The sequence below is a fragment of the Sulfurifustis variabilis genome, assembly GCF_002355415.1.
GTDB classification, from domain to species: domain Bacteria; phylum Pseudomonadota; class Gammaproteobacteria; order Acidiferrobacterales; family Sulfurifustaceae; genus Sulfurifustis; species Sulfurifustis variabilis.
The window spans coordinates 1485411-1508855 of the sequence record NZ_AP014936.1 but is presented as its reverse complement, the minus strand read 5'-3'; the positions used below and the strand labels follow the sequence as shown (position 1 = coordinate 1508855).

General features: G+C 61.1%; 15 protein-coding genes. 3 read left to right on the top strand and 12 right to left on the bottom strand.

The features are described from left to right. Positions 1 to 146: 146 nt before the first annotated feature. The 10 genes from SVA_RS07310 to SVA_RS20015 form a co-directional block, all read right to left on the bottom strand. Positions 147 to 833, bottom strand: a complete 687-nt coding sequence (locus SVA_RS07310; RefSeq protein ID WP_096460610.1) for a mechanosensitive ion channel family protein — start codon at positions 831 to 833, stop codon at positions 147 to 149. Between the two features lie 119 nt (positions 834 to 952). Beyond that, entirely contained in the window at positions 953 to 4264 is a 3312-nt protein-coding gene (treS, locus tag SVA_RS07305) for a maltose alpha-D-glucosyltransferase (protein WP_096460609.1), read from the bottom strand. A gap of 38 nt (positions 4265 to 4302) precedes the next feature. Further along, positions 4303 to 4578, bottom strand: a complete 276-nt coding sequence (locus SVA_RS20415; RefSeq protein WP_420823879.1) for a DUF559 domain-containing protein — start codon at positions 4576 to 4578, stop codon at positions 4303 to 4305. A gap of 207 nt (positions 4579 to 4785) precedes the next feature. Continuing rightward, positions 4786 to 6792 (bottom strand): alpha-1,4-glucan--maltose-1-phosphate maltosyltransferase, encoded by a 2007-nt coding sequence (locus tag SVA_RS07295; RefSeq protein WP_096460608.1) that lies wholly within the window; start codon positions 6790 to 6792, stop codon positions 4786 to 4788. A gap of 181 nt (positions 6793 to 6973) precedes the next feature. Next, positions 6974 to 8902: a 1,4-alpha-glucan branching protein GlgB gene (gene glgB / locus SVA_RS07290; protein ID WP_096460607.1), complete on the bottom strand. Its 1929-nt coding sequence runs from the start codon at positions 8900 to 8902 to the stop codon at positions 6974 to 6976. Between the two features lie 489 nt (positions 8903 to 9391). Further along, a complete protein-coding gene (locus SVA_RS07285) occupies positions 9392 to 9979 on the bottom strand; it encodes an SCP2 sterol-binding domain-containing protein (protein ID WP_197703411.1) in 588 nt (195 codons plus the stop codon). Between the two features lie 132 nt (positions 9980 to 10111). Continuing rightward, on the bottom strand, positions 10112 to 10819 hold the full coding sequence (locus tag SVA_RS07280; protein WP_148665408.1) for a VPLPA-CTERM sorting domain-containing protein: 708 nt from the start codon (positions 10817 to 10819) through the stop codon (positions 10112 to 10114). A 241-nt stretch (positions 10820 to 11060) separates the two neighbouring features. Beyond that, positions 11061 to 11615, bottom strand: a complete 555-nt coding sequence (locus SVA_RS07275; protein ID WP_169924007.1) for a VPLPA-CTERM sorting domain-containing protein — start codon at positions 11613 to 11615, stop codon at positions 11061 to 11063. Positions 11616 to 11682: 67 nt separating this feature from the next. Then, the gene (locus SVA_RS07270) at positions 11683 to 12318 is read right to left on the bottom strand and encodes a hypothetical protein (protein ID WP_096460604.1); all 636 of its coding nucleotides are present in this window, start codon (positions 12316 to 12318) and stop codon (positions 11683 to 11685) included. Between the two features lie 196 nt (positions 12319 to 12514). After that, on the bottom strand, positions 12515 to 13468 hold the full coding sequence (locus tag SVA_RS20015) for a VPLPA-CTERM sorting domain-containing protein (RefSeq protein ID WP_096460603.1): 954 nt from the start codon (positions 13466 to 13468) through the stop codon (positions 12515 to 12517). Positions 13469 to 14174: 706 nt separating this feature from the next. Between SVA_RS20015 and SVA_RS07260 the strand changes: the two genes are divergently transcribed. Further along, positions 14175 to 16358, top strand: a complete 2184-nt coding sequence (locus SVA_RS07260; RefSeq protein WP_096460602.1) for a tetratricopeptide repeat-containing sulfotransferase family protein — start codon at positions 14175 to 14177, stop codon at positions 16356 to 16358. Positions 16359 to 16603: 245 nt separating this feature from the next. Next, positions 16604 to 18229 carry a tetratricopeptide repeat-containing sulfotransferase family protein gene (locus SVA_RS07255; protein WP_096460601.1) on the top strand — a complete coding sequence of 542 codons (1626 nt, stop codon included), beginning with the start codon at positions 16604 to 16606 and terminating at the stop codon, positions 18227 to 18229. 33 nt (positions 18230 to 18262) lie between these two features. On the opposite strand, the gene SVA_RS07250 is transcribed toward SVA_RS07255, so the two are convergent. Both SVA_RS07250 and SVA_RS07245 read right to left on the bottom strand, forming a co-directional pair. Then, entirely contained in the window at positions 18263 to 20242 is a 1980-nt protein-coding gene (locus tag SVA_RS07250; RefSeq protein WP_096460600.1) for an O-linked N-acetylglucosamine transferase, SPINDLY family protein, read from the bottom strand. After that, positions 20239 to 21741, bottom strand: a complete 1503-nt coding sequence (locus SVA_RS07245) for a tetratricopeptide repeat protein (protein WP_096460599.1) — start codon at positions 21739 to 21741, stop codon at positions 20239 to 20241. Before SVA_RS07245 ends, SVA_RS07250 begins: the two co-directional genes overlap by 4 nt. A gap of 362 nt (positions 21742 to 22103) precedes the next feature. Between SVA_RS07245 and SVA_RS07240 the strand changes: the two genes are divergently transcribed. Then, positions 22104 to 23438, top strand: coding sequence for an OmpP1/FadL family transporter (locus SVA_RS07240; RefSeq protein ID WP_096460598.1), 1335 nt, complete (start codon positions 22104 to 22106; stop codon positions 23436 to 23438). The last annotated feature ends 7 nt before the right edge of the window (positions 23439 to 23445 follow it).

The window sequence follows — 23445 nt, the reverse complement described above, 5'->3', positions numbered from 1 at the left end:
ACTCGTTCCTTATTATTGTTCCCGCACCCCGGTGCGTTACGCGAAGCCTACACGATCGCATCGCCCCCGGCACAAGGGACTTCCCCCAAGTGCGGGAGGCAACCGGAGCGACGCGGCGATAACCGCATACTACCCGATGGCATCGCTCAGTCGCCCTTCTTTATCGCGCTCTTCCTCGGCCACCAGCGCTCGAGCAGCTCCGCCGCCCACTTCTGTCCGCCGAGGCCGAAGGCGAGCGCCAGGGCCAGGACCACGCCGGTCAGGACGATCAGGAAGCTCTGGCGCAGTATCTCGCCGCCGATGCCGAGCTGGTCGAGCACGATCAGGGCGACGAACACGACGATCGCGTACTGCGCCAGCCGCCCCAGCAGCTCCGCGTCCTCGACCCCGACGTTGCGGCAGTACGTCGTCACGGCCTGCCCCACGAAGCGGGCGAAATACGCGCCGAACGCGAGGATCAGCACCGCGACGAACACCTGCGGCAGGAACATCACGATGCGCCCGAGCAGCACGGTGACGTGCTCGAGGCCGAGGCTGTTGAACGCCACGATCAGCGCGCCGAGGATCACGAGCCAGTAGACGAGCAGCGCGAGCAGCCCGGTCGTGTCGGTCCGGACGCCGCCCTGCTGCAGGAAGCCGTCGATGCCCGCGCGCTCGGCCAGCACGTTGAAGTTGACGAAGCGCAGCGCCTTCTCGACCAGCACGCGCACGAACTTCGCGAGCAGCCAGCCGGCCACCAGAATGATGATCGCGAGCAGCAGCTTCGGCAGAAACGCGCCAAGCTGAGCCAGAAAGGCGCGCAACGGCTCGAGCGCCATGCTTACCTGATCCATGAGAGCCTCCTCCTCGGGAGAGAAAATGTTGAATGCTTGATGTTGAATGCTCAATTAAAGGAACGCGCGAAGCGCGCACCTTCAATTCAACATTCAAAATTCAACATTCAAAATTGCCGTCACGAGTGCCCCATCAGCTCGCGCAGCCCCCGCAGCGGTATCCCCGCCCACTCCGGTCGGTTGTGCAGCTCGTAGCGCACCTCGTACAGCGCCTTTTCGATCACGAACAGGGCGAGCAGGTCGCGCGCCTGCGCCCAGTCACGGTACAGCGGCGAGCCGGCGACACCCTCCTCGTACGCCTGCAGGAACGCGCGTTCCGTCTCGCCCTCCCAGGCGCGCGCGAACGGTTCGAGGCGTGGGAAATCGTCCGGGCGCTCGGCCGTCAGGCGCGCGAGCGCCGAGTACGCCGCGTAGTTGAACGAGCGCAGCATACCGGCGACGTCGCGCAGCGGCGAATGCTTCTGGCGCCGCTCCGCCAGCGGGCGCGCCGGCTCGCCCTCGAAGTCGATGATGATGAAGTCGTTGTGCGACACGAGCACCTGGCCGAGGTGGTAGTCGCCGTGGTACCGCGTCTTGAGGCCGGAGAGCGCGGCCGGCGTCGAGCCGCGGATGCGGTCGAGCAGCTCGCCCCGGCGGGAAACGAGCCACTCGCCTTCGGCGCGTACGTCGCCCGGGAGCCCCGCCAGCCGCTGCGCGATCAGCTCGAGGGTCGTCTCGGCCTCGTGGCGCACCTGCCCGGCCCACGCCGTCAGATCGTCCGACCCGATCGCCTCCGGGTCGAAGTCGGGCCCGCCGGCGGTGAGCGTGAAGGCCGCGTGCAGCTCCGCGGTGCGCAGGCCGAGCGTGCGCGCGAGGGCGAGGTAGGCCCCGTGGATGTCCTCCGCCGAGCCGGGCGGCTGGGTGCCGGTACGGCACTGCTCGAGGAATCGCTCGAGGTAATCGAGCGTGTAGTTCCACCCGTCGCCCTGGTTCTCCACGTACCCCTGGAGCAGCGCGAGCGTCATGACGGTGCCGTCGGCCGCCTGATACTCGACCGATCCGGCGAGCGGCACGGTGTTGGGGTAGCGCGCGACCTCGGTCAGGTAACGGCCGACCTCGAGCTCCGGGTTCAGGCCGACCCGCAGGCGGCGGTAGGCCTTGAGGAAAAGCCGGCTCCCGATCGTGACGCTGGTATTGGTCCCCTGCGTCCCGGCCCGGACCGGCAAGGGTCCCGCGTCCGGCTCGGCGAGCTCCGCGTAGGCGCGCGTCGCCGAGAACCGGACCACGCCGTTCGCCGACGGCAGCTCGAGCCCCCGCTCGATCGCGTTCACCACCGCGCGGCAGAACACCTCGTCGGCGAAGGCGTCGGCAAGGACGCCGATCTGCGCCTGCTGGCGGACGCGGGCGACGGTCGCCGGCAGGACGCCGCGCAGCCGCTCTTCGTCGCCCTCCTCCCACACGAGCGACATCGGCAGGAAGTAATGCGCGGGCTCCGCGCCGCCCTCCAGCCGGAAGAGCGCGATGAGCCAGCTCGCGCCGCCCTCCTCCCAGAGCGCCCGGTCCGTGAGCGTGAGGCGCGCGATCGGCTCGCCCTTGGCGGCGTACCAGCGCTGCGCTCCCACGAACCGCGGCAGCGCCTCCTCCTCGAGCTGGCCGCGCACCTTCTCGGCCATCGCGATCCGCCAGGGCACCACGCGATCGCGAAAGAAGCTGTGCCAGCCGTCGAACAGGACGAGCATCGGCAGGTCCTCCGGCGCGAGCCGCTCTTCGTGCCAGGACGGGACTTCCTCCCCCTTGGCCAGCCGGAACCAGTAGAACCCGTGGCTCGGCATCGTCAGCAGGTAGGGCAGCTCCCCGATCGGCGGAAAGGCCGCGCGTCCGAGCAGCTCGACCGGCACGCGGCCCTTGTAGCGCGAGAGATCGAGCTCGACCGGCTGGGCCGAGCGCGCGAGGTTCGCGACGCACAGGATCGCGTCTTCGCCGTGCTCGCGGAGGAACGCGAGGATCTTCCGGTTGCCGGGCCGCAGGAACACCAGGCGGCCGCGGCCGAAGGCCTGGTGGCTCTTGCGCACGGAGAGCAGCCGCTTCATCCAGTTGAGCAGCGACGACGGATCCCGCGCCTGCGCCTCCACGTTCACGGCCTCGTAACCGTAGATCGGGTCCATGATCGGCGGCAGGTAGAGCCGCTGCGGATCGGCGCGCGAAAAGCCGGCGTTGCGGTCGGGGCTCCACTGCATGGGCGTGCGCACGCCGTTGCGGTCGCCGAGGTAGATGTTGTCGCCCATGCCGATCTCGTCGCCGTAATAGATGATGGGCGAGCCCGGCATCGAGAACAGCAGGCTGTTCATGAGCTTGATGCGGTCGAGGTCGTTGTCGAGCAGCGGCGCCAGGCGCCGCCGGATGCCGAGGTTCAGGCGCGCGCGCGGATCCGCGGCGTACATCTGCCACATGTAGTCGCGCTCCTTGCTGGTCACCATCTCGAGCGTGAGCTCGTCGTGGTTGCGCAGGAAGATGGCCCACTGGCAGTCGTCCGGAATGTCGGGCGTCTGCTGCAGGATCTCGATGATCGGGTGCCGGTCCTCCTGCGCGATCGCCATGTACATGCGCGGCATCAGCGGGAAGTGGTACGCCATGTGGCACTCGTCGCTGGCGCCGAAGTAGTCGCGCACGTCCTCGGGCCACTGGTTCGCCTCGGCCAGGAACATGCGGTCCGGATAGCGCTTGTCCAGCGCCGCGCGCAGCTTTTTCAGGACCGCATGCGTTTCGGGCAGGTTCTCGCAGCTCGTCCCCTCGCGCTCGCAGAGGTACGGGATCGCGTCGAGTCGCAGCCCGTCGACGCCCATGTTGAGCCAGTACTGCATCACCCGCGTCACGGCGCGCACGACGTGCGGGTTGTCGAAGTTGAGGTCCGGCTGGTGCGAGAAGAAGCGGTGCCAGTAATACTGCTGCGCGACCGGGTCCCAGGCCCAGTTCGACTTCTCGGTGTCGAGGAAGATGATGCGCGCGCCGGCGTACTTCTTGTCGCTGTCGCTCCAGACGTAGTAATTGCGCTTCATGGAGCCGCGCGGGGCGCGCCGCGCCGACTGGAACCACGAGTGCTCGTCGGAGGTATGGTTGATGACGAGCTCCGTCACCACGCGCAGGCCGCGGCGGTGCGCCTCCCGGATGAACGTGCGGAAGTCCCGCCGCGAGCCGTAGTCCTTGTGGATCCGGCGGTAATCGGCGATGTCGTAGCCGTCGTCCTTCAGCGGCGAGGGGTAGAATGGCAGGAGCCAGAGCGTGTTCACGCCGAGGTCCTGCAGGTAATCGAGCTTGGCGGTGAGCCCCGCGAAGTCGCCGATCCCGTCCCCGTTGCTGTCGAAGAACGCCTTGACGTGCAGCTCGTAGAGTATCGCGTCCTTGTACCAGAGCGGATCGATCACAAGCTGCCCGCCTTTGCTCTCTCGTGCCATGCCTCGCCACTTCCTGCTACTGATAGATCCCTCACGCCCTACTCCCCTCTCCCCTTGTGGGACAAATTCGCCGGGAGCGAATTTGGTTGCCCGTCAGGGCGCCCCCGGAGGGGCGAGCCCCACGGATGGGGCGAGCAAAGGGGCCGGGGGAGAGGGGTAAGAAACGCGGCAATCGTCTCCAGTACCGCAGCCGTCTCATTCAAAACCTCGTTGTCCCAAAAACGCAAAACGCGGAATTCTTGTTGCGTAAACCATCCGTGCCGGGTGCGGTCCGTGTCGCTGTTCAGGTGTCGACCGCCATCGACTTCGATCACCAGCCGTGCTTCAAAACAGACGAAATCCACAATGTAAGGCCAATTGGCTGCTGGCGCTTGAACTTCGCTCCGTTCCCTCTCCCGCAAGGGGAGAGGGAACCCGTCGTCACCAGTTTCCGTTATCGCTGCCGCGATCTTTGCCTACCGTGCTACGCGTCATTGCCCCTTCTCCCCGCCCTCTCCCGCGAGGGGGAGACGGGTCGATCATTACATGTAGTAGTCGAAATCCCGCTCGGAGCGCACGCGCTTGCGGAGGCGGAAGATGTGGGCCGGTGTCGAATGGGGGTCGAGCTGGACGAAGTTGCGTTCGCCCGTCCAGAGGTAGCGCGCGCCGGAAAGCAGATCGTGCGCCTGGTACGGCTGGTGCGCGTCCAGCCCCAGGTCGGCGAGCGGCAGGTGCACCCATCCCGACTGCATGTGGTGCGGATCCAGGTTCACGACCACCAGGATCACGTTGTCGAGGTCCGCGGTCGCCTTGCTGTACGCGATGAGCATGTCGTTGTCGATGAAGTGGAACCGCAGCCGCCGGTCCGCCTGCAGCGCCCGGTTTTCGCGGCGCACTCGGTTCACGCGCGCGATGTAGTCCCGCAGGCTGTCCGGCCGGTCCACGGGCCAGACGCGGATCTGGTACTTCTCGGAATCGAGGTATTCCTCCGAGCCGGGCTCCCGCGGCCGGTTCTCCATCAGCTCGAACGCCGGCCCGTAGATGCCGTAGCTCGCTCCGAGCGTCGCCGCCAGCGCCAGCCGCACCATGAACGCCGGCCGGCCGCCGACCTGGAGGTACTCGTTCAGGATATCGGGCGTGTTCGGCCAGAGGCTGGGCCGGAAGAACTCCGCCACCTCGGTGCGCGTGAGCTCCGTGAAGTATTGCGTCAGGTCCCACTTGGTGTTGCGCCAGGTGAAATACGTGTAGGACTGCGTGAAGCCGAGCTTCGCGAGGCGGTACATCACCTTGGGACGGGTAAAGGCCTCCGACAGGAAGATCACTTCCGGGTCCCGCGCCTTCGCGCGCGCGATCAGGCTTTCCCAGAAGGCGAACGGCTTGGTGTGCGGGTTGTCGACCCGGAATATCCTCACGCCCTGATCCATCCAGAAGAGCACGACGCCGGTCAGCTCCTCCCAGAGCGCCGGCCAGGCTTCCGACTCGAAGTGGATCGGATAGATGTCCTGGTACTTCTTCGGCGGGTTCTCGGCGTACTGGATGCTCCCGTCCGGACGCTTCAGGAACCACTCCGGATGCTCCTTCACGTAGGGATGATCGGGCGAGCACTGGTAGGCGATGTCCAGCGCGACCTCGAGCCCGAGATCCTTCGCCCTGCCCACGAACCATTTGAAGTCGTCGAGGGTGCCGAGCTCCGGATGCACGGCACGATGCCCGCCCGCCGCGGCGCCGATCGCCCACGGGCTGCCTACGTCGCCCGCCTCCGCCTGCTCGCGGTTGTTCTTGCCCTTGCGGAAGGTTTCCCCGACGGGATGCACCGGCGGAAGGTACACGATGTCGAATCCCATCTCCGCCGCGTACCTCAGCCGCGCCTCGCAGTCCCTGAGCCGGCCGTGGCGCCGGGGATCGTCCGTGCACGAGCGCGGAAAGAACTCGTACCACGCCGAGAATCGCGCGCGCTCCCGGTCGACCACCACGCCGAGCTCGCGGTCCCACGCGGTCGCGAGGCTGCGATCGGGATAGCGGTCCATGAGCGCGGCGAGCTCCCTGTCCAGCGCGGCCGCCTGTCGCGCCGCGTCGTCCGTGCCCTTCTCCAGGAGCTCCGCGCTGCGCGCGAGCAGCGCCGCGTCCGCCCCCTTGGCGCGGCCGGCCGCCGCCCTCACGAGCCGCGCGCCGACCTGCAAGGGCACGCCCAGGTCCTGCCCGGCGAGCACGCGTTTTTCAAGGTCGTGCCGCCAGGTCCGAAACGCGTCGACCCATCCCTGGGCGGTGTAGCGGTAGGTGCCGATCTCGTCCACGGTGAACGTCCCCCGCCAGCGGTCGTTGCCGGCGGGCTTCATCGGCATCTCGCTCCAGATGGCGTTGCCGTCCTTCCGGTAGCGCAGCACGCAGGCGATCGCGTCGTGGCCGTCGGCGTAGGCGTCGAGCTCGACGACCACCGGCTCGCCGATCACGCGCTTGATGGGGAAGCGGCCGCCGTCGATCGCGGGGGCAAGGTGCTCGATCACCACGCGCCGGCGGCCGAAGTCGGGATCGTCGTCAGGCACGCCCATGAGCTTCCCGCCCCGAGTCACCGGCACTCGCGCTCCCCTGGGTGACCCTTGAACACGCTGTCGATGCGAGGAGCGCAGCGACGAAGCAATCTCGCCCGACCCCGTAGCCGGACATGAGATTGCTTCGCTGCGCCCGCAATGACAGAAGCACCCGCCTCTTTCACCCTTCGTTGCCGTCGGCTCAGGCCGGCTTCAGGAGCACGATGCCGAGCGGCGGCAGCGTGAGCGCGACCGAGTGATAGTGGCCGTGCGCCGGCAGCGGCGACGCCTCCACGCCGCCCAGGTTCCCGAACCCGGCGCCGCCGTAGATTTCCGCGTCGCTGTTGAGCAGCTCGTACCAGTAGCCGTCGCGCGGCACGCCGACCCGGTAGTTCTCGCGCGGGACCGGCGTGAAGTTGCACACGACGAGCACCTCCTCGTCCCGCCCCTTGCGCAGGAAGCTCACCACCGACTGCTCCCAGTCGTGCACGTCGACCCACGCGAACCCCTCCTGCTCGAAGTCGCGCGCGTGCAGGGCAGGCTCGCGCCGGTACACGCGGTTGAGGTCGCCCACCCAGCGGCGCAGCCCGCCGTGCAGCGGCTGCTCGAGCAGGTGCCAGTCGAGGCTCGATTCGTGGCTCCATTCGCGCCACTGCCCGAACTCGCCGCCCATGAACATGAGCTTCTTGCCCGGATGGCTGTACATGTAGCCGAAGAGCAGGCGAAGGTTCGCGAACTTGCGCCAGTCGTCGCCCGGCATCTTGGCGATCAGCGAGCCCTTCCCGTACACCACCTCGTCGTGCGAGAGCGGCAGCACGTAGTTTTCGGAGAACGCGTACCAGATGCTGAACGTGAGCCGGTCGTGGTGGAACTTGCGGTACACCGGGTCGAGAGCGAAATAATCGAGCGTGTCGTGCATCCAGCCCATGTTCCATTTCATGCCGAAGCCGAGGCCCCCGAGATAGGGCGGCCGCGACACCATGGGCCACGCGGTCGACTCCTCCGCGATCATCTGGATGTCCGGCTGCTCGCGGTAGGCAGCCTCGTTGAGGTGGCGCAGGAAGGCGATGGCGTCCAGGTTCTCCTTGCCGCCGTAGGCGTTCGGGATCCACTCGCCGTGCTTTCGCGCGTAGTCGAGATAGAGCATCGAGGCGACCGCGTCCACCCGCAGCCCGTCGATGTGGTACTGGTTCAGCCAGAAGACGGCGCTGCTCGTGAGGAACGCCCGCACCTCCGCGCGCCCGTAGTTGAAGATGTAGCTGTTCCATTCCGGGTGGAAGCCCATCCGCGGGTCGGCGTGCTCGTAGAGGTGCGTGCCGTCGAAATACGCGAGGCCGTGCTCGTCGCTAGGGAAGTGCGACGGCACCCAGTCGAGGATCACGCCGATGCCGCGCTGGTGCAGCCGGTCGACGAGATACATGAAGTCCTGCGGCGTGCCGTAGCGCGAGGTGGGGGCGAAGTAGCCGGTCGTCTGGTAGCCCCACGAGCCGTAGAACGGGTGCTCGGTGACCGGCAGCAGCTCGACGTGCGTGTAGCCCGTCTCGGCGACGTAGTCCGGGAGCCAGTCGGCGAGCTCCCGGTAGGTGAGAAAGCGGTCGCCCTCCTCCGGCTTGCGCCGCCAGGAGCCGAGATGAATCTCGTAGATGGAGGTCGGCGCGTTGCGCGCGTTGGCCGCGTGCCGCGAGCGCATCCAGTCGGCGTCGCCCCACGCGTAATCGAGCGACCAGACGACCGAGGCCGTGCGCCCCGGCGCCTCGAACCGCACCGCGTAGGGGTCGGCCTTGTCGACCCGGAAGTCGTGGTAGCGCGAGGCGACGTGATACTTATATAAGGCGCCGATGCGCACGCCGGGCACGAAGCCCTCCCACACGCCCGACTGATCGCCGCGCGCCAGCAGCCGGTGCGCCGCCTTGTCCCAGCCGTTGAAATCGCCCATCACCGAGACCGACTCGGCGTTGGGCGCCCAGACGGCGAAGTACACGCCTTCCGTCCCCTCGTGCACGGTCGGATGGGCGCCGAACTTCTCGTAGAGCCGCACGTGATTTCCCTGCTTGAGCAGGTAGATGTCGTACTCCGTGAAGCGGCTCGACGCCTGCACCCCGGCAGACGCGACGGTGTGCTCGCTCGCCATCGGGCTCCTTGATCTGCGGGTTCACCCGGAACATAACCCACCCCGCCGCCGGGCTTCAATCGAAAAGGCCGAAATGTCCGCGCATTCGCGCGCGTCGCACAGCGGGAATCACGGTTTGCCTGCGCGCGGAGCGATGCGCCTCCTGAACGTATGGCTTTCCTCTCGAGACGGCGTCGTCACTCGCTTCCTGCGTGGAACATGCTGCGCGACGCCGCGATGGCGAGCCACTGCGCACGCCGCGGCGCTGACATTGGTAAGAACAAGCTTATTAAGCTTTTCTTAATGCACGTTGAAAACAAAAGGAAAAGATAAGGGCGACCGCGGCCGGGGAACGACCCGTATCATATATATAGATACGTCCCCCGCTGGTTCTCACGCAACGCGCATTGAATAAAAAAAAGGCCGACCTGTTACGGTCGGCCCGATTAACACCGAACGGAGGAAAAACCTCGAACCGCCGGGGGCCGAAGCCCCCGACGGCTCAAGACACTACTTCGGGCACTCCTGCGTCTCGCCCGGGACCTTGCCGGTCAGGAGGAGGAAGTTCTCGAAAGGCCCCATGTTGCCCATCGCCTCGAGCTTCGGACCTTCGAAGCCGAGCCGGCCGAACATCATCGCGCGCATCGGGCCGTACTCGCCGCGGCCCATCTCCTGCCAGCGCGTGGTGTCCGCGAACATCACGTAGTCCGACTTCTTGATGAGCTCCGCGGTCTCGACGCGGCCGCCGTACACGCACACGGCCTTGCCGTCGCGTTTCGCGATGCGCATCTCGACGCGCGGGGCATCCTTGCAGTCCTTGCGATAGATCTGCAGGACCTTGAAGCCGCGCTCGCCGTCGTTATCGACCCACTCCGAGTCGACCAGGCCCTGCGTCAGCACCGGGTCCTGGTTCCAGGCGTCGCACGCCGCCTTGGCCCACTGGGCGGACATCAGCACGAGCTTGTCCGGCTGGATTGCCGCGGCCGGTTCCGCGATAGCGGCCGTTGCCGGGCTGCTTGTCTCCGCCGTGTCGGTCGCCGCAAAGGCGCTCCCCGTCATCGCGACGCAAGCGGCCGCCATCACACTTTTAAACCGCATCTTGAGATCCTCCTGCTTGTTGTCTGTTGTCGTGAAACCCGCTCGGCTGCCAGGCCCCTGTCACACCCTGCCGAACCTTCCACGGGCCGGCGGCACACGTCGCCGCACCCGCGCTTCTCTCTCCTCATGCCCTCAGGTGCCGATCCGCTCCGACACCTCCGCTGTCCTCGTCCGGCTTCTGCGCCGCCGCAGCATCGCCAGCCCGGCCAGCCCCGAAGCGAAGAGCAGCCCGGCGGCCGGAAGCGGAACGGCCGTCACCGCCATTCCGTCGTAGCGCCCGCGCGTCCGCAGGTGCACTCTCAGATCCGTTTTGCCGTCGAGGTCGGTGTCCCAGGCGATCATCAGCTTTCCGAAGTAATCGTCCTCGAAGACCGACGCGCTCCACTTGCCGTTGCCGACGGGCCTGCGGAAGTACAGATCCGCGTAGTCCTCGGCGTCCGAGAGACGGTAATACACGTCGTCACCCGTCCCGAAAATACCGTCCGATCCCTTCTCCGCGATCGCGAAATCGACGGCCGATCCGTCCGCGAAGCTCACCTTCCCCTTCTTGCCCGTCAACGCGCTGAACTCGCCCGCGTCGAAGTAACCGAAGAGGTACTGCGTCTGGTGCTTGCCGTCCTTGCGATGCTTGCCGCTCTTCCCGTTGGCGCTCTTGTAGTTCTTCCCGCCCACGTTGTAGCGGAGCGTCACGTCGTCGTTCCTGTCCTTGCCGTCGTTCACCACGACCAGCGCCGGCAGCTCGTTCACGTTCTGGTGCGCCAGCGAATACGCCGACGCATTCTGCATTCCAACCACGGCCAGCCACGCCGCGACGATCCCTACCCCGATTCTTCTTTTCATCTCCCACACCCCACATTAGAAAATAACGATATTACTCTACGTGGCGGTGCGCGAAGCGGGAAGATGCGCGAGCGATTTTTTTATCGTGTCCAGCTTCTCGATGCCGGACGCGCGCGCGAACGATCCCGCTGTCCTCTTGTCGAGGACCTCCTCCTTGCCTTCCTGTCGTTCTTCTACTGCTCGCCTACTGTTTCGATATCGTTGTCGTGTTCGTCGTAATCGTTGTGTCGTAACTTTGCGTTCAGGCCGCGCGCTGGCGGCGACGCGCGAACCCGGCAAGACTCAAAAGCCCCGAGCTCAGCAGCCACACTGCCGCCGGGATCGGGACAGGCGTCACCGTGAAGCTGCCGGCGTCCCAGTAGCCCGTGGCGAAATAGAAATCGGCGTCGTTCACGATGAATGCCAACGCTCCGGAATCGAAGCCGCTGTTATCCGGCAGGGCCGCGTAGAAATTGACGCCCACCAGGTCGCCCATGCTGTCGAACTCGAGCCGCGGCGACCCGCCGACCGCGAAGTAGTCGTCCTGCGTGTTGTTCAACGAGAGCGAACCCGCGACGATCGTCATCGAGTTGCCGCTGTGGGCTGCATCGAAGTACACCGTGTAAGGCGCCATTCCGATCGCGCTGTCATCGAACGTACCGCTGGCCGTGATCGCATCGCCGACGTCAAGCCCGAACGGACCCTCGGAACCGTCGACGTAGCCCGTGATGCTGAAATTGACCAGCGCCGCCTGTGCGGTCGCCGCCCCGAGCAGTGCGAGAAGGCCGAGAGCGGCCTTCGCGCTTGTCCTTAGCATTCTCCGCATAGCCTCTCCTCCAACGCTCGCCTGTTATTTTGTTGAGCTCATTCAACGCTTGGCTGTTTTACAGACCCAATGCCCCGCAGGCTTGTTGAATCTGCGTGTAGCAGGACTGCGCGGCCGCTGGATCGATGCCGTCGAATCGCCGGGAAATCCGCGGTGAGGCGGACGTATCGGTGTACCGGCAGTTGTTCAAACTCGTGTCCACGCTCGCGAACTGAATGGGCGAGCTGTTCCGGATAATCGCGGTTGTCGAGGTGCTCCCGCAGGAGAGCGCGCCGCCGCTTTGGGATATGTTCGCGAGCTCCGCCTCTGTCCAGCACGGGCACGGCACCTTTACGCACGGCATGTCCGGATCGCCCGCCTGCATCTTCTTGCGATAGTTCGCCAGGATCTTGTTGCTCGGGGCCTCCTTGTCGCCGACGATATCCAGGTCCTGCGCCTCGCAGTACGCCACGCACAGGCCATACAGCCCCGGCGTTCCACCCTTCACGACGTCGCACACGCCTTCGTTCGCCGGCGTCTCGCCATCGGGCGTGGTCGCCATGGAGGGCGCACTCACGGTAATCAACGCGGAAAACAGGAAGCAGCCGAGTACCGCAATAACGATCGACGATCGCGTCACGAAGACGCCGATCCTCCTGACGGATCCAAATCCAATCATCGGGCGGAGCAACCGGGTACGGGTGACTTGGGCCATTTATCCGTCCTCAAGGTTGTATTTCTTATTTCGTTCCCAACCTGCGCACTTGCGGTGCTCCTTCTCGCCGTGCTTTCCGTTTCTAGCGGTTGGAACGCCTGGAACCATGAACGCTATCACTCGCTGGGGTGCATTCATGTCCAAAGGAAGGACGGGGTGGCATCGCGCCACCCCGTCTATCCGAGTCGCCTACTGCTTATGCAGCAGCCGAGCCCTTGCGACGACGGGCGATGCCGACCAAGCCGAGCAGACCCGACCCGAACAGCCAGACGGCAGCCGGCACCGGGACCGGAGTGATGCTGGTCACAGTCAGGCTCGCGATATCGAAATTGGCGTTATAGTTCGGGAACGGCGAGGTCTGCATCGGGCTACCGCCGACGCCAAGATCACACTGCCAGCCAACCTGAGCCGGCTTCGTGCCTGCCACCATGTCGGCGGGGCAGGCCGTTTGATAGCCCGGCGTCGTCGGGTCGCCGTCGTAGTCGGTTACGAAAGCATTGTCGGCGATGAGTGGCAGCACCCCGCTTGGGTTTGTCCCAAGCGTCGTTCCCGGCACGGTGGTCGTGTTCCACGTAGTCGTGGAAACCGGGAGCAAGCCCATGGAGTAAGTGCCTTGAGACACGCCCTCGCTGGCGCCGTACGTCCCCACACCGGAGATCGTCTGCCCCACCGTGAGCGGACCGCCCATCATCGTGCCGAACATACCAGCGCCGTCCAGTACGATGGAAACTGGAATACCATTGTTGCCGTTCCAGTTGAACAGCATGTTTCCGAGAATCAGCGTTCCGTCCAGCATGCCGGGATTGGTGTTCGGGTCGCCGTCGCCGATTGCCTGCATGGTGATCGACTCGGCAATGGCAGAGCCGCCATTGAAGAAGTAGAACGGAACCACAGTGCCTGAACCTTGGCCGGTCACCGTGTCGAAAGTCATGGTGCCGCTGATGTCTGTCCGATTGCCGCCCCAGCTGTTTCCAGCATAGTCGGTGTTCACCAGCGTATTGCCCTGGGCCGTCAGCATGGTGAAATAGCCGGACCAGTCAAACGTAATAATATCTGCCGAGGCCGTTCCCGGAAGCGCGGCACCAGTTCCAACCGCAGCCGTCAATGCTGCAGCCAGTGCCTTTTTCTTGAACGTCGGTTGGAGCTTCATCAATCCTCCTCCAAAATTTCGTTGGACTGCCTGGTGATCCAAATGGGCAGTGTTCCCATTCAGAGTCGCTTCCATAGCGCAATCGACATGCCAGCCTTGATTCGTCAATGACTTAAGCTATTCCTGCCGGACGAAAATGCGACGTCTGTAAAGGTGACCGACAGTTGCTTGTTCACTGCTATAGCCTGGCAAAGCTATGAAAGTAGGGGTAAAGCGCGGCAACTATTCGATGAATAGCTCGCTTTTTGAACTAAATGTGTAAAGAAACTCGACCTGATCGCTTGATGACGCTGCAAAATCGAGAGTCGGTTTCTGATTCCAGGGAACGCTAGTGCCGACGTCCGCGCGCCACATGTGAAACAACCTGCGAGTTTCAGTCGCGAAGAGTCGGCCGGACGATATGGCAAGTGCCGTCAGGTCGAGGCGGGGTCAAAATGCCACATCCCTGCCCGGACCGGCACCGCGTAACACGGCGGGGTAAGGCTGGTAAAGTGAGGTTTCATTACTCACAGTTCACCGCAGAGGACGCAAGGATGGGAACGATCTCTGTCCGGCTCGGCTGCCCGCGGGCAGTCATCGATCTGTTGAGAAACCTGATCGCTAGGTGTCTAGCGGGCTTGACACCTAGGCGATAGAGTAAAAAAGGTTGTTACGGCCGAACAGCAGGCCGTAGCTCCATTTTTGCAAAGACAGAAGGATAATCTACGTGCTTGTGCAGACAACCAAACAGCAGATACTCGCGCTGCTTAAGGCGAATCGAACCACTGAAGCGAGGCATTCCTGCGCCGCGCTCTGCCAGATCGTCCCTGCCGACGCCGAGGTGTGGTTTCTCATGGCCGGAATCCAAGCAGCAGGCGGAGAATTCCGACAAGTCATCGAGAGCTGCCAGAAAGTAGTCGCCCTCCAACCAGGACACGCCGCCGCACATTACAACATTGGCGTCGCGCTTCAGGCGTTAGGCCGACATGCGGAATCGATCACGAGCTACCGCGAAGTTCTGCGCATTCAACCGGATTTCGCCCCGGCGCACGCCAACCTAGCCGGTGCCTTGTGGAAGGAGGGCAGAAACGAAGAGGCGCTGCATTGTGCCGAGAGCGCCGCGCGGCTCGATCCGTCGATTGCGAGCACGCATAACACACTGGGGTTAGTGCTGAGAAGCCTCGGACGGACGGCGGAAGCAAGCATCGCATTTTCCGACGCAATCCGCCTCAACCGACGGTTGGCGGAAGCTCATTACAACTTGGGTCTTTGCATGCTACAAGAAAACCGCTCTGACGAAGCGGCGCGTTGCTTTGAGCAGGCTATCGATCTCAAACCGGACTATGCCGAAGCCCATAAGGACATGGCTTTGCTTCATATTAAGAACAACCGACTCGAGCAAGCGGTCACGTCTTTCGAGCGGTACGCCCGACTCAGGCCCGTCGACCCCGACGCGCAACTCGCCACTGCAAGGGTCCTTATTCAACTCGAACGCTATGATGAGGCTGAGGGATTCTGCAGACGCGCTCTGGCAGCCGCGCCAAACACCCCCGAGCCGTACGTCATGCTCGGCAATGTCTTACGTGTGCGCGATAACGGCCGCGATGATCTTCTTGCCGCCAAGGAACTCTTCGGTACAGCTGTGTCACTCGCGCCAAGTTCAGCGACGGCGCATTTCCATTATGGGCAATGTTTGAGGCAACTTGGTGAACTGGATAACGCTCAGGTCAGCCTTGAGCGCGCTCTGGACCTCGATCCGACACATGATGACGCGCGCGCCTGGCTAGTACGCGTATTGGAGCATAAGGGCGATTTTCAAGCGGCCCGATCGGTTCTGCATCCCTTGCTCGAGAGCAACTCTTCGAACGAAAACGTCGCACTCGCTTATGCTTTTCTTGCCGGTCATATCGGTGAACGCGAGAGTGCTGTGACGAGGCTAGAGCGAACCTTGCGCGTGAACGATAAGTTGCCATTGCGGGCAAGGATGGACATTCACTATGCGCTCGGCAAGCTCTACGATGAAATCAAAGACTATGATAAGGCGTTTCATCACTACTACCAGGCGAATGCCTTGGATCCTAGTCCATTCGACCCTGTCACCAACGGTCATCTCTTCGACCAAATAATTGATGCCTTTAGGGAGCACAGGCAACAAAAGAGACCGCGCGCCTCTAATCAATCACGACTCCCCGTTTTTATCGTAGGCATGCCGCGCTCCGGCACCAGTCTCGTTGAACAGATTCTGGCGAGCCATCCTCTTGTGCACGGCGCCGGCGAGCTCCCTGACTTGCACCGGATCGCCGCGTCGCTTCCCGAGAAACTGCGAACGAAAGCGCCTTATCCGGGTTGCCTCGACATAATTGACCGCAAGACACTTGATGTCATCGCCCAACAACACTTAGTGCGACTTGGGAGCGTGGCGAATGGAAAAGCTCGCGTCACCGACAAGATGCCGCACAACTTCACACTGTTGGGACTGATCGACTTGTTGTTTCCCCAAGCGCGTGTCATTCACTGCACTCGAGATCCGCTGGATACTTGCCTATCGATTTACTTCCTGCACTTCAACCGACACCACGCTTACTCGCATAACCTGGAGCACCTTGGCCTCTACTACAAGCAGTACAGGCGCTTGATGGAACACTGGAAGGCGTCCTTACGCATTCCCTTTCTTGAAGTGAACTATGAATCGCTTGTGAGCGATCCGGAGCCGACGATTCGAAAGCTAATCGAGTTCGTTGGTCTCGACTGGAGCGACACTTGCCTTCACTTTCATAATTCGAGGCGAGCTGTCACGACCCCGAGCTACGATCAGGTTCGGCGACCGCTTTACCGAAAGTCGGTAGCCCGATGGCGACATTACGAACGGCATATCGGCCCCTTAGTTAACGCCCTGGAGCGCCCTGACTAGCCAAGACGGCAGCAATCACCAGATAGCTAGACTATGCCACGAGCTAACTGGATCCCGGCCCTGGTCTAACGAATAGTTGCGGACGCCCAGCATGACGCGGTGAGAATAGTTCAAAGGCGTTTGAGGGCGACCACGCAACCACCCTTAGCGTGCAATCCACCTCTGCATGCTTGTAGACACTGATTGGCCCCTCAAAGAGCAATCTACAGGCCGACTTTAGAGTGTTCGTAAACAACATGTGACTCATGGGCGACCTTGACCGATTGAAGCAGAAGGCACGCGATCTGCTGACATCTAATCGACTCGCAGACGCGAGGAGTGTGTGCCTAGAAGCGATTTCGCGCGCGCCCTGTGATTCAGGCATTCTCCACATCCTGGGGTTGGCTTGCGCCAGGCAAGGAGATTTGCAGAGCGCCGAACATTGGATAGAAAAAGCTATAGCTGCAGACCCGTTGAACCCACAATTGCATCTGTTGATGGGCAATATCCTGCTGCAAAAGCGACCTACTGAGGCAAAACGGCACTATTACACGGCGCTCGCAGAACAGCCGCAATTAGCAGCTGCACACTACTTTCTTGCAGGCATACTGGCGACCGAGGGTCACCTAAACGACGCCGAACATCACTACAAATCTTGCATCGCAATCCAGCCTGATCACGCTGACTGTCTTTCGAACTTAGGCATGCTCTACGAGATGCGGCACAAGTTGCCTGAGGCCCGAAATGCCGCCAGCGCAGCACTTTCGTTTAACGCTAATCATGCTGGAGCCTTATTACTTCTCGCAAAGCTAGAGAAACGAGCGAGAAATTTTCACAAGGCCGAAGACCTATTACGGAAACTCCTTGTACCTACCGCCCATCCCTCGCTGGTCGCGACTGCTGCAATAGAACTCGGACATGTGCTCGACCGACAGTCTCGGTATCCCGAGGCGTTCGATGCTTTCTCCGCCGGGAAAGATGCCTGGTCGCGCCTAGCCAGCAGTATGCCGTTGGATCGAGACCTGTATAAGAAGCGGATAACGAGCAATGCCGAGTTCTTCGTCTCACAGAGAGTGGACCATTGCGCTTGCTCACCGGGTGTTCAGGAACATATGAGGCGACCGCCTATTTTCTTCGTTGGATTCCCACGCTCTGGTACGACGGTCATGGAGCAGATACTGAATCAGCACCCGGACGTCGTGTCCCTGGAAGAACGGCCGCTGATTCAGCAAATAATTGGGGAACTGCCTCAGTTACTGGGCCCCTCGTCTCCACCATTCCCCCAAAACCTCATCCAATTGTCAGTTACCGATGTCGTAATGCTTCGCAACGAGTATTGGCGACGCGCAAAAGAAATTGTCGGTGGGCTGTCAACCGAGAGTCGCTTATTGGACAAATTTCCTCTCAACATAGTCGATTTGGGGTTCATCTATCGCCTTTTCCCCGATGCCTCGATCTTGGTGGCTATCCGCGACCCTCGCGACGTATGTTTGAGCAGTTTCATGCAAGGCTTCACGCTTAATCCGGCCATGCTTAATTTCCTGACAATGGACCTAACAACGACTTTTTATTGCCAAGTGATGGAATTATGGCTCCACTACCGTCACGTGTTGCCGATACGCTATCACGAATACCGCTACGAGGATCTAGTAGAGGACTTTGAAAGTACGACGAAGAACATTTTCAATTTTCTCGATCTGTCATGGTCGACAACACTAGCCACGTTTCATCGGCGAGCACAACAACGATATATCGGAACACCGAGCTACCAGGATGTCGCCGAACCGCTTTATAACCGCGCGATTGGGCGCTGGAGGAATTACCGAGCGCAAATTGAGCCCTATGTGGAGAAATTGGCGCCTTACTTGCACGAATTCGGGTACGACCGCTAGCGTAAGCGGGATAATACTCGAGTTAAATGGCCTTCACTTGGCACACCACTGCCGCCATACATCCCGATAGACGTTTTCGAGCGTTCGAGCAAAGGCAATCGAATCGCAAAGCGGACTACGTGCTATTCTCTCGCGTAGCGAGCTTCGTAAGTCGGAAAGTCGGGCTGCGTCTCCGGCAAGTTCAACCGCACGCTGCACGTAAGACTCCTCATCCTGAGCGATAAGTTCCGTAAGCCCGACTTGATTAAGCAAACTCACGCCCACGCGCGCTACGTGTGACGTGCCAGCAAGCGCAACAACAGGGATGCCCATCCATAACGCTTCGCAAGTCGTAGTCGTTCCGTTATAGGGGTACGTGTCGAGAGCGATATCTATGTCGGCATATAGCCCCAGGTGGTCTCGGACTTTAGCCGCTGCCGGTAGAGCGACGATGCGATCCGGCGCAATGCCGTGAGCTTGAAATTGCTCGCTAATGCGAGTTCGTGTCAGCCTTTCGTTCAGACCGGTGCTCTTAAGAACTAAACGCGACGCCGGCACCTCCTGTAGGATACTCGACCAAGTCTTCACGACGGATTTCGTCAACTTGGGAAGGCTATTGAACGAACCGAATGATATGAATCCTCTATCCTGAAACGGTGACGAAGAGACAACGGGTGCGTCCGGAATTGGCGTATAGCACAAAAATCCGTGCGGCATCCGTATCAGCTGTTCCGTGTGCAAATCCTCCGTGAGGCCTTCAGGATCCGCCCACGAGTCCGTAACACGGTAGTCCATCGCACTCATACCTGTGGTGTTCGGATACCCAAGCCACGTCATTTGAACCGGAGCCGGCCGCCCCGAGAAGAGCAACAGCCGATTGTCAGCACTGTGACCGGCTAGATCGACGAGAATATCGATTTGGTCGTCGCGAATAATTTCATCGGCAATCTGGTCCGGCACGTTATGTATGTCTCGCCATACCACGCCGGCGCGCTTCAGCTGCTCCGTGGTTGTATCCGGCTTCGCTACGTTAGAGTAGCAGTACACTTCAAATTCATTTCGGTCCAAGTTCCTGAGCCACCCGAGCACGAAAAACATGACTGAGTGCGTTCGAAAATCTGGCGACACATAGCCGACACGCAGTCGTCGATCCGGATCCGCAATATTACGGAACACCGGCGCCTGCCGCCCTGGTGCATGCGACCTACCCCACGCTCGATGCGCTTCGAACACGGCCGCTTTATCAGCGACATCGTAATTCATCGAAAATATCAAATTCGACTCGGGCACGGGCCAGTCCGGCTTAATATCCATTGCCTGTCGGAAATAATTCCGTGCCTCCTGCACCCGCCCTTGCGCCATGAGCGCACCGCCAAGATTGTTAGTCGCGTATACGTGACGCGGATCGGCACGGAGCGCAGCTTCGTAGCAAGCGATCGCACCGTAGCTGTCACCGGCATCCTGTAGTGCCATACCGAGCACGTTGTGGGCGTCAGCGTAGCGCGGATCGAGCGCAATAGCTTTCTGCAGCAGTGAAATCGCTTCTCCGCGGTTGCCCAAACGGTACCTCGCCAAGCCTAGGCCATAATGCACGCGAGGTTCGCTCGGGAAATACTGCAAGGCTTGCCGTAGGTGGGTTATCGCCTCGTTGTACTCGGCACGCTTATTTAGGACGTTTCCAAGATTGTAGCGGCCGAGACAATGATCAGGGTTCATTAGAAGGACTTTGCGATAGCATTCCTCTGCCCCTGCGAAATCCTTTCCAGACTCGAGCAGCGTTCCGAGATGGTTGACCCAGTCGGCTTGTTGCGGCTGGAGGTCAACAGCTTTGCGCACGGCTGCGACAGCTTCGCGTGATTGACCGAGCCGCTCGTGCACGGCTCCGCGCAGGTACCAAACGTCTGCGTCGTCGGGCAACTCTGCCGACAATTCGAGATAAATGGGTAATGCCTCGGCAAACCGACCGGCAGTCGCGAGCGCAAAAGCCCGGGACTTGGCCCCTAAAATAGAACCCGCTGATTCCAGCGTTTTCATTGCCGTCGCAGGACGACAAGCTCTCCGGCAACCGGCGTGCCTGCCTCCGTGCGCACGACCACCGATTCACGCACAACAAACTCGAGCTCGTGTTCCTCGGCCAGTTGATTGATATATGCGGGTGCATGAGCATACCGGCCCGTAGACCGAAGAACGAAGCGGTCAGCGCTCTCGTCTGTTTCGGTCGAGAATGCTAACAGTCCACCGGACCGCAAAGTGCGTCGACACGCGGAAAACACCCGCGACAGGTCGCCGATGTAAACAAAGACATCGGCCGAGACAATCAGGTCATAACTTCGAACCGATATTGATATTGGTTCCAGCAGATCGCCGATTAGCAGTTCATCGTAGACGTTGAGTTCCCTCGCCTTGTTGATCATTTTAGGCGAAAGATCAACTCCCACGAGATATCGAGCAATACCACGAAGCACTTTTCCGCAAAGTCCAGTTCCGCAGCCAAGGTCAATGACATCGAGAGGAGTCGCCGCATTCCCTACTGCACGACGTACCGCCGTACCTAGCAACTCCGGAATTCGATAGCCAAGCCGGTCGACCAACGTCTTATCAAAAATGTCGGCATAATCATCGAACAGATTTCGGACGTAATCTGCCGGCGCTCGCTTTGGCGCTTCCTCTTCACCATAGGCGGCCAGAAAGAAGCGTGGCTCGGTCAGTCTTGGATTCAGCTGCAATGCCGTCCGGTAAGCGTCGATCGCCTTCTGCCTCTCGCCGAGCGCATGACAGACGACACCAAGCGTGCAGTAATAACCCGCTTTTTCAGGCCTCAACTGAACGGCTCGTTGAGCATGGACGACAGCTTGGTCGCGTTTTCCCTCGGCCAGCAGCATGACAGCGAGATTGTTAGCCGCATCCGAGTGGTTCGGATCCATTCGGAGTGCTACTTCATAGCAAGCGATCGCTGACCTCCGGTCTCCCACCGCCTGTAGCGCGAATCCAAGCAGGTTGTGCGCATCTGCGTAGCGGGGGCTCAGCGCCACCGCATGCCTTAGGGCACAAATTGCTTCGGTAAGCCTTCCTACCGCCTTTAGCGCTATTCCAAGGGCAAGGTTCACACGGGGATCGTTGGGGAAAGTCTCGAAAGACTTGAGCAGGTTCTCAAGCGCCTCGGGGTAAAGATTACGCTTGTTTAGCACATTGCCGAGATTATAGCGGGCAGCCGGATGGTTCGGCTGATACGCAAGAACTTGCCGATAACAATTCTCTGCTGCTGCGAGATCCTCACCCAACTCCAATAGGCTGCCGAGGTGATTTCGCCACTCAACCTGCTGCGGAACCAAGGCCAGCGCCTCCCGCATAGCAGCGATAGCCTCGCTTCTTCGGCCGAGTTGCTCGTACACGGCACCACAAAGATACCAGACCTCCGCATCGTCTCGTGCCTGGACGCATAGGTCTTGATAGGCCAGTAGTGCATCGGCAAACCGGCCTGCGCTTGCTAGAGCGAAGGCTTTTGCCTTTCGAGCTGCAATATCGTTTCGCACGGCTGCGCTTCTGGATCTTCACATTTGAACAACTTAATGCGCTCGCTAAACGAAGGTCAACGGTGAAAACCAGATCCGCCTATGCGTTTCAAAGTGACTTGTCGATAACTTTTACACTTCTTCCATTTTGCTTTGCTCTACATCGCATGCGACTTGCTCCGTCGATCTGCGCGCTTGACTTTTAGTTTTTCGCGCGCGCAATATCGAAGCGCACGCAAAAAATTACTACTTCACGCGCTGCAGCGACGAGTCATTCACCGCAACGATCGGAAAACTAACTTGGCAAGCGAGTCCCCTGCCTCCTAGCCCGAGGTCGGTCGCATTTCAAAGAAAGCAGAAGTAGATTCTTGGAGGCGAAGTAAATGAAAAAAGCTGCCAGCCGGCTTCTCGGCTTCGCGATCGGACTCGCCCTGTCATTGCCGGCCAACACGTATGCAACGAACGGCATGTTCGGTATCGGGTATGGCGCGAAGGCAACGGGAATGGGTGGAGCAGGCGTGGCCTACCCCCAGGATGCGATGGCGGTGGCGTATAACCCGGCGCTGATGACTCAGATTGACGCGCGTTTCGACGTGACGCTCGAGCTGCTTAACCCGCCGCGCGCGGTCGCTCACGACAGCGCTTTGCTTCCAACGGATGAACGCAGTCGTTACGACCTTTTCCCCGTTCCCGCATTGGGCAGCGTCCTCTCGGATTCCGGAGGTGTAGTTGCAATTGGGTACGCCCTAATCGGTGCCGGCCTTGGAACCGATTACAAGCAGACGGATGGCACTTTCTTCGATCCGTTGGGCGGTACGAAATCAGAGGACCGAGTGGGCGTGTTCCTGATGCAGATGCAGTTCCTTCCGAGCATCGCTTACAGGATCAATGACAACCACAGCGTCGGCCTCGGCGTAGTCGTCGCCGCTCAAACATTTCGCTCTTTCGGTCTTGAGGCATTCGTAGATCTCGGCTTCTCGTCGAGCTCCGAAGGTCTAACAAACCAAGGATATGACTGGGGCTTTGGCTTGGGTTACCGTCTGGGGTGGTTCGGGACTTTTCTCGACAAGCGGTTAAATCTCGGCCTCAATTGGTCGCCGAAAGTGAACATGCAACGTTTCAATCGGTACGAAGGGCTTTTCGCAAACAGGGGCGAGTTCGACATACCTGAGAATTTTACAGTCGGTCTCGCCTACAAGCTGACGCACAAAAGCACGGTTGCTTTCGACGTGGAGCGGATCTTCTGGAGCGAGGTTCCGTCTATCGGCAACCCGGGACCTCTCGCGAGCGATCCGAGCAACTTCTTTCCCCTTTGCCCTCCCGGCACCGATCCCACACCGTGCCTGCTTGGGGGCCCTAAGGGACTTGGTTTCGGCTGGGAGAACCAAACAGTCTACAAAATCGGTATCGATTACAAGTACACGCCTGGGCTGACTTTTCGCGCGGGGTACAACTACGGGAAGGCGCCGATTCCCGATGACCAAGTGCTGTTCAACATGCTGGCACCAGCGACAACCGAGAAACATGCGACGCTCGGTGCGACGCTTGCCTTGGGCAAAGAAAGCGAAATCAGCTTCCACTTGATGCACGCTTTCAAGAACACAATCAAGGGCCCAACTGCATTCCCGCCACCGGGTTACCCGGTCACACAGGGAGCCAACGCTTCGATTGCGATGGAACAGACTTCCATCGGTGTAGCGTATGGAGCCAAATTCTGAATGCCGG

Coding starts and splice junctions, on each gene's coding strand:
- SVA_RS07310 (WP_096460610.1), bottom strand. CDS start 833: ATGGATCAGGTAAGCATGGCGCTCGAGCCGTTGCGCGCCTTTCTGGCT.
- treS (WP_096460609.1), bottom strand. CDS start 4,264: ATGGCACGAGAGAGCAAAGGCGGGCAGCTTGTGATCGATCCGCTCTGG.
- SVA_RS07295 (WP_096460608.1), bottom strand. CDS start 6,792: ATGGGCGTGCCTGACGACGATCCCGACTTCGGCCGCCGGCGCGTGGTG.
- glgB (WP_096460607.1), bottom strand. CDS start 8,902: ATGGCGAGCGAGCACACCGTCGCGTCTGCCGGGGTGCAGGCGTCGAGC.
- SVA_RS07285 (WP_197703411.1), bottom strand. CDS start 9,979: ATGCGGTTTAAAAGTGTGATGGCGGCCGCTTGCGTCGCGATGACGGGG.
- SVA_RS07280 (WP_148665408.1), bottom strand. CDS start 10,819: ATGAAAAGAAGAATCGGGGTAGGGATCGTCGCGGCGTGGCTGGCCGTG.
- SVA_RS07275 (WP_169924007.1), bottom strand. CDS start 11,615: ATGCTAAGGACAAGCGCGAAGGCCGCTCTCGGCCTTCTCGCACTGCTC.
- SVA_RS07270 (WP_096460604.1), bottom strand. CDS start 12,318: ATGGCCCAAGTCACCCGTACCCGGTTGCTCCGCCCGATGATTGGATTT.
- SVA_RS20015 (WP_096460603.1), bottom strand. CDS start 13,468: ATGAAGCTCCAACCGACGTTCAAGAAAAAGGCACTGGCTGCAGCATTG.
- SVA_RS07255 (WP_096460601.1), top strand. CDS start 16,604: ATGGGCGACCTTGACCGATTGAAGCAGAAGGCACGCGATCTGCTGACA.
- SVA_RS07250 (WP_096460600.1), bottom strand. CDS start 20,242: ATGAAAACGCTGGAATCAGCGGGTTCTATTTTAGGGGCCAAGTCCCGG.
- SVA_RS07240 (WP_096460598.1), top strand. CDS start 22,104: ATGAAAAAAGCTGCCAGCCGGCTTCTCGGCTTCGCGATCGGACTCGCC.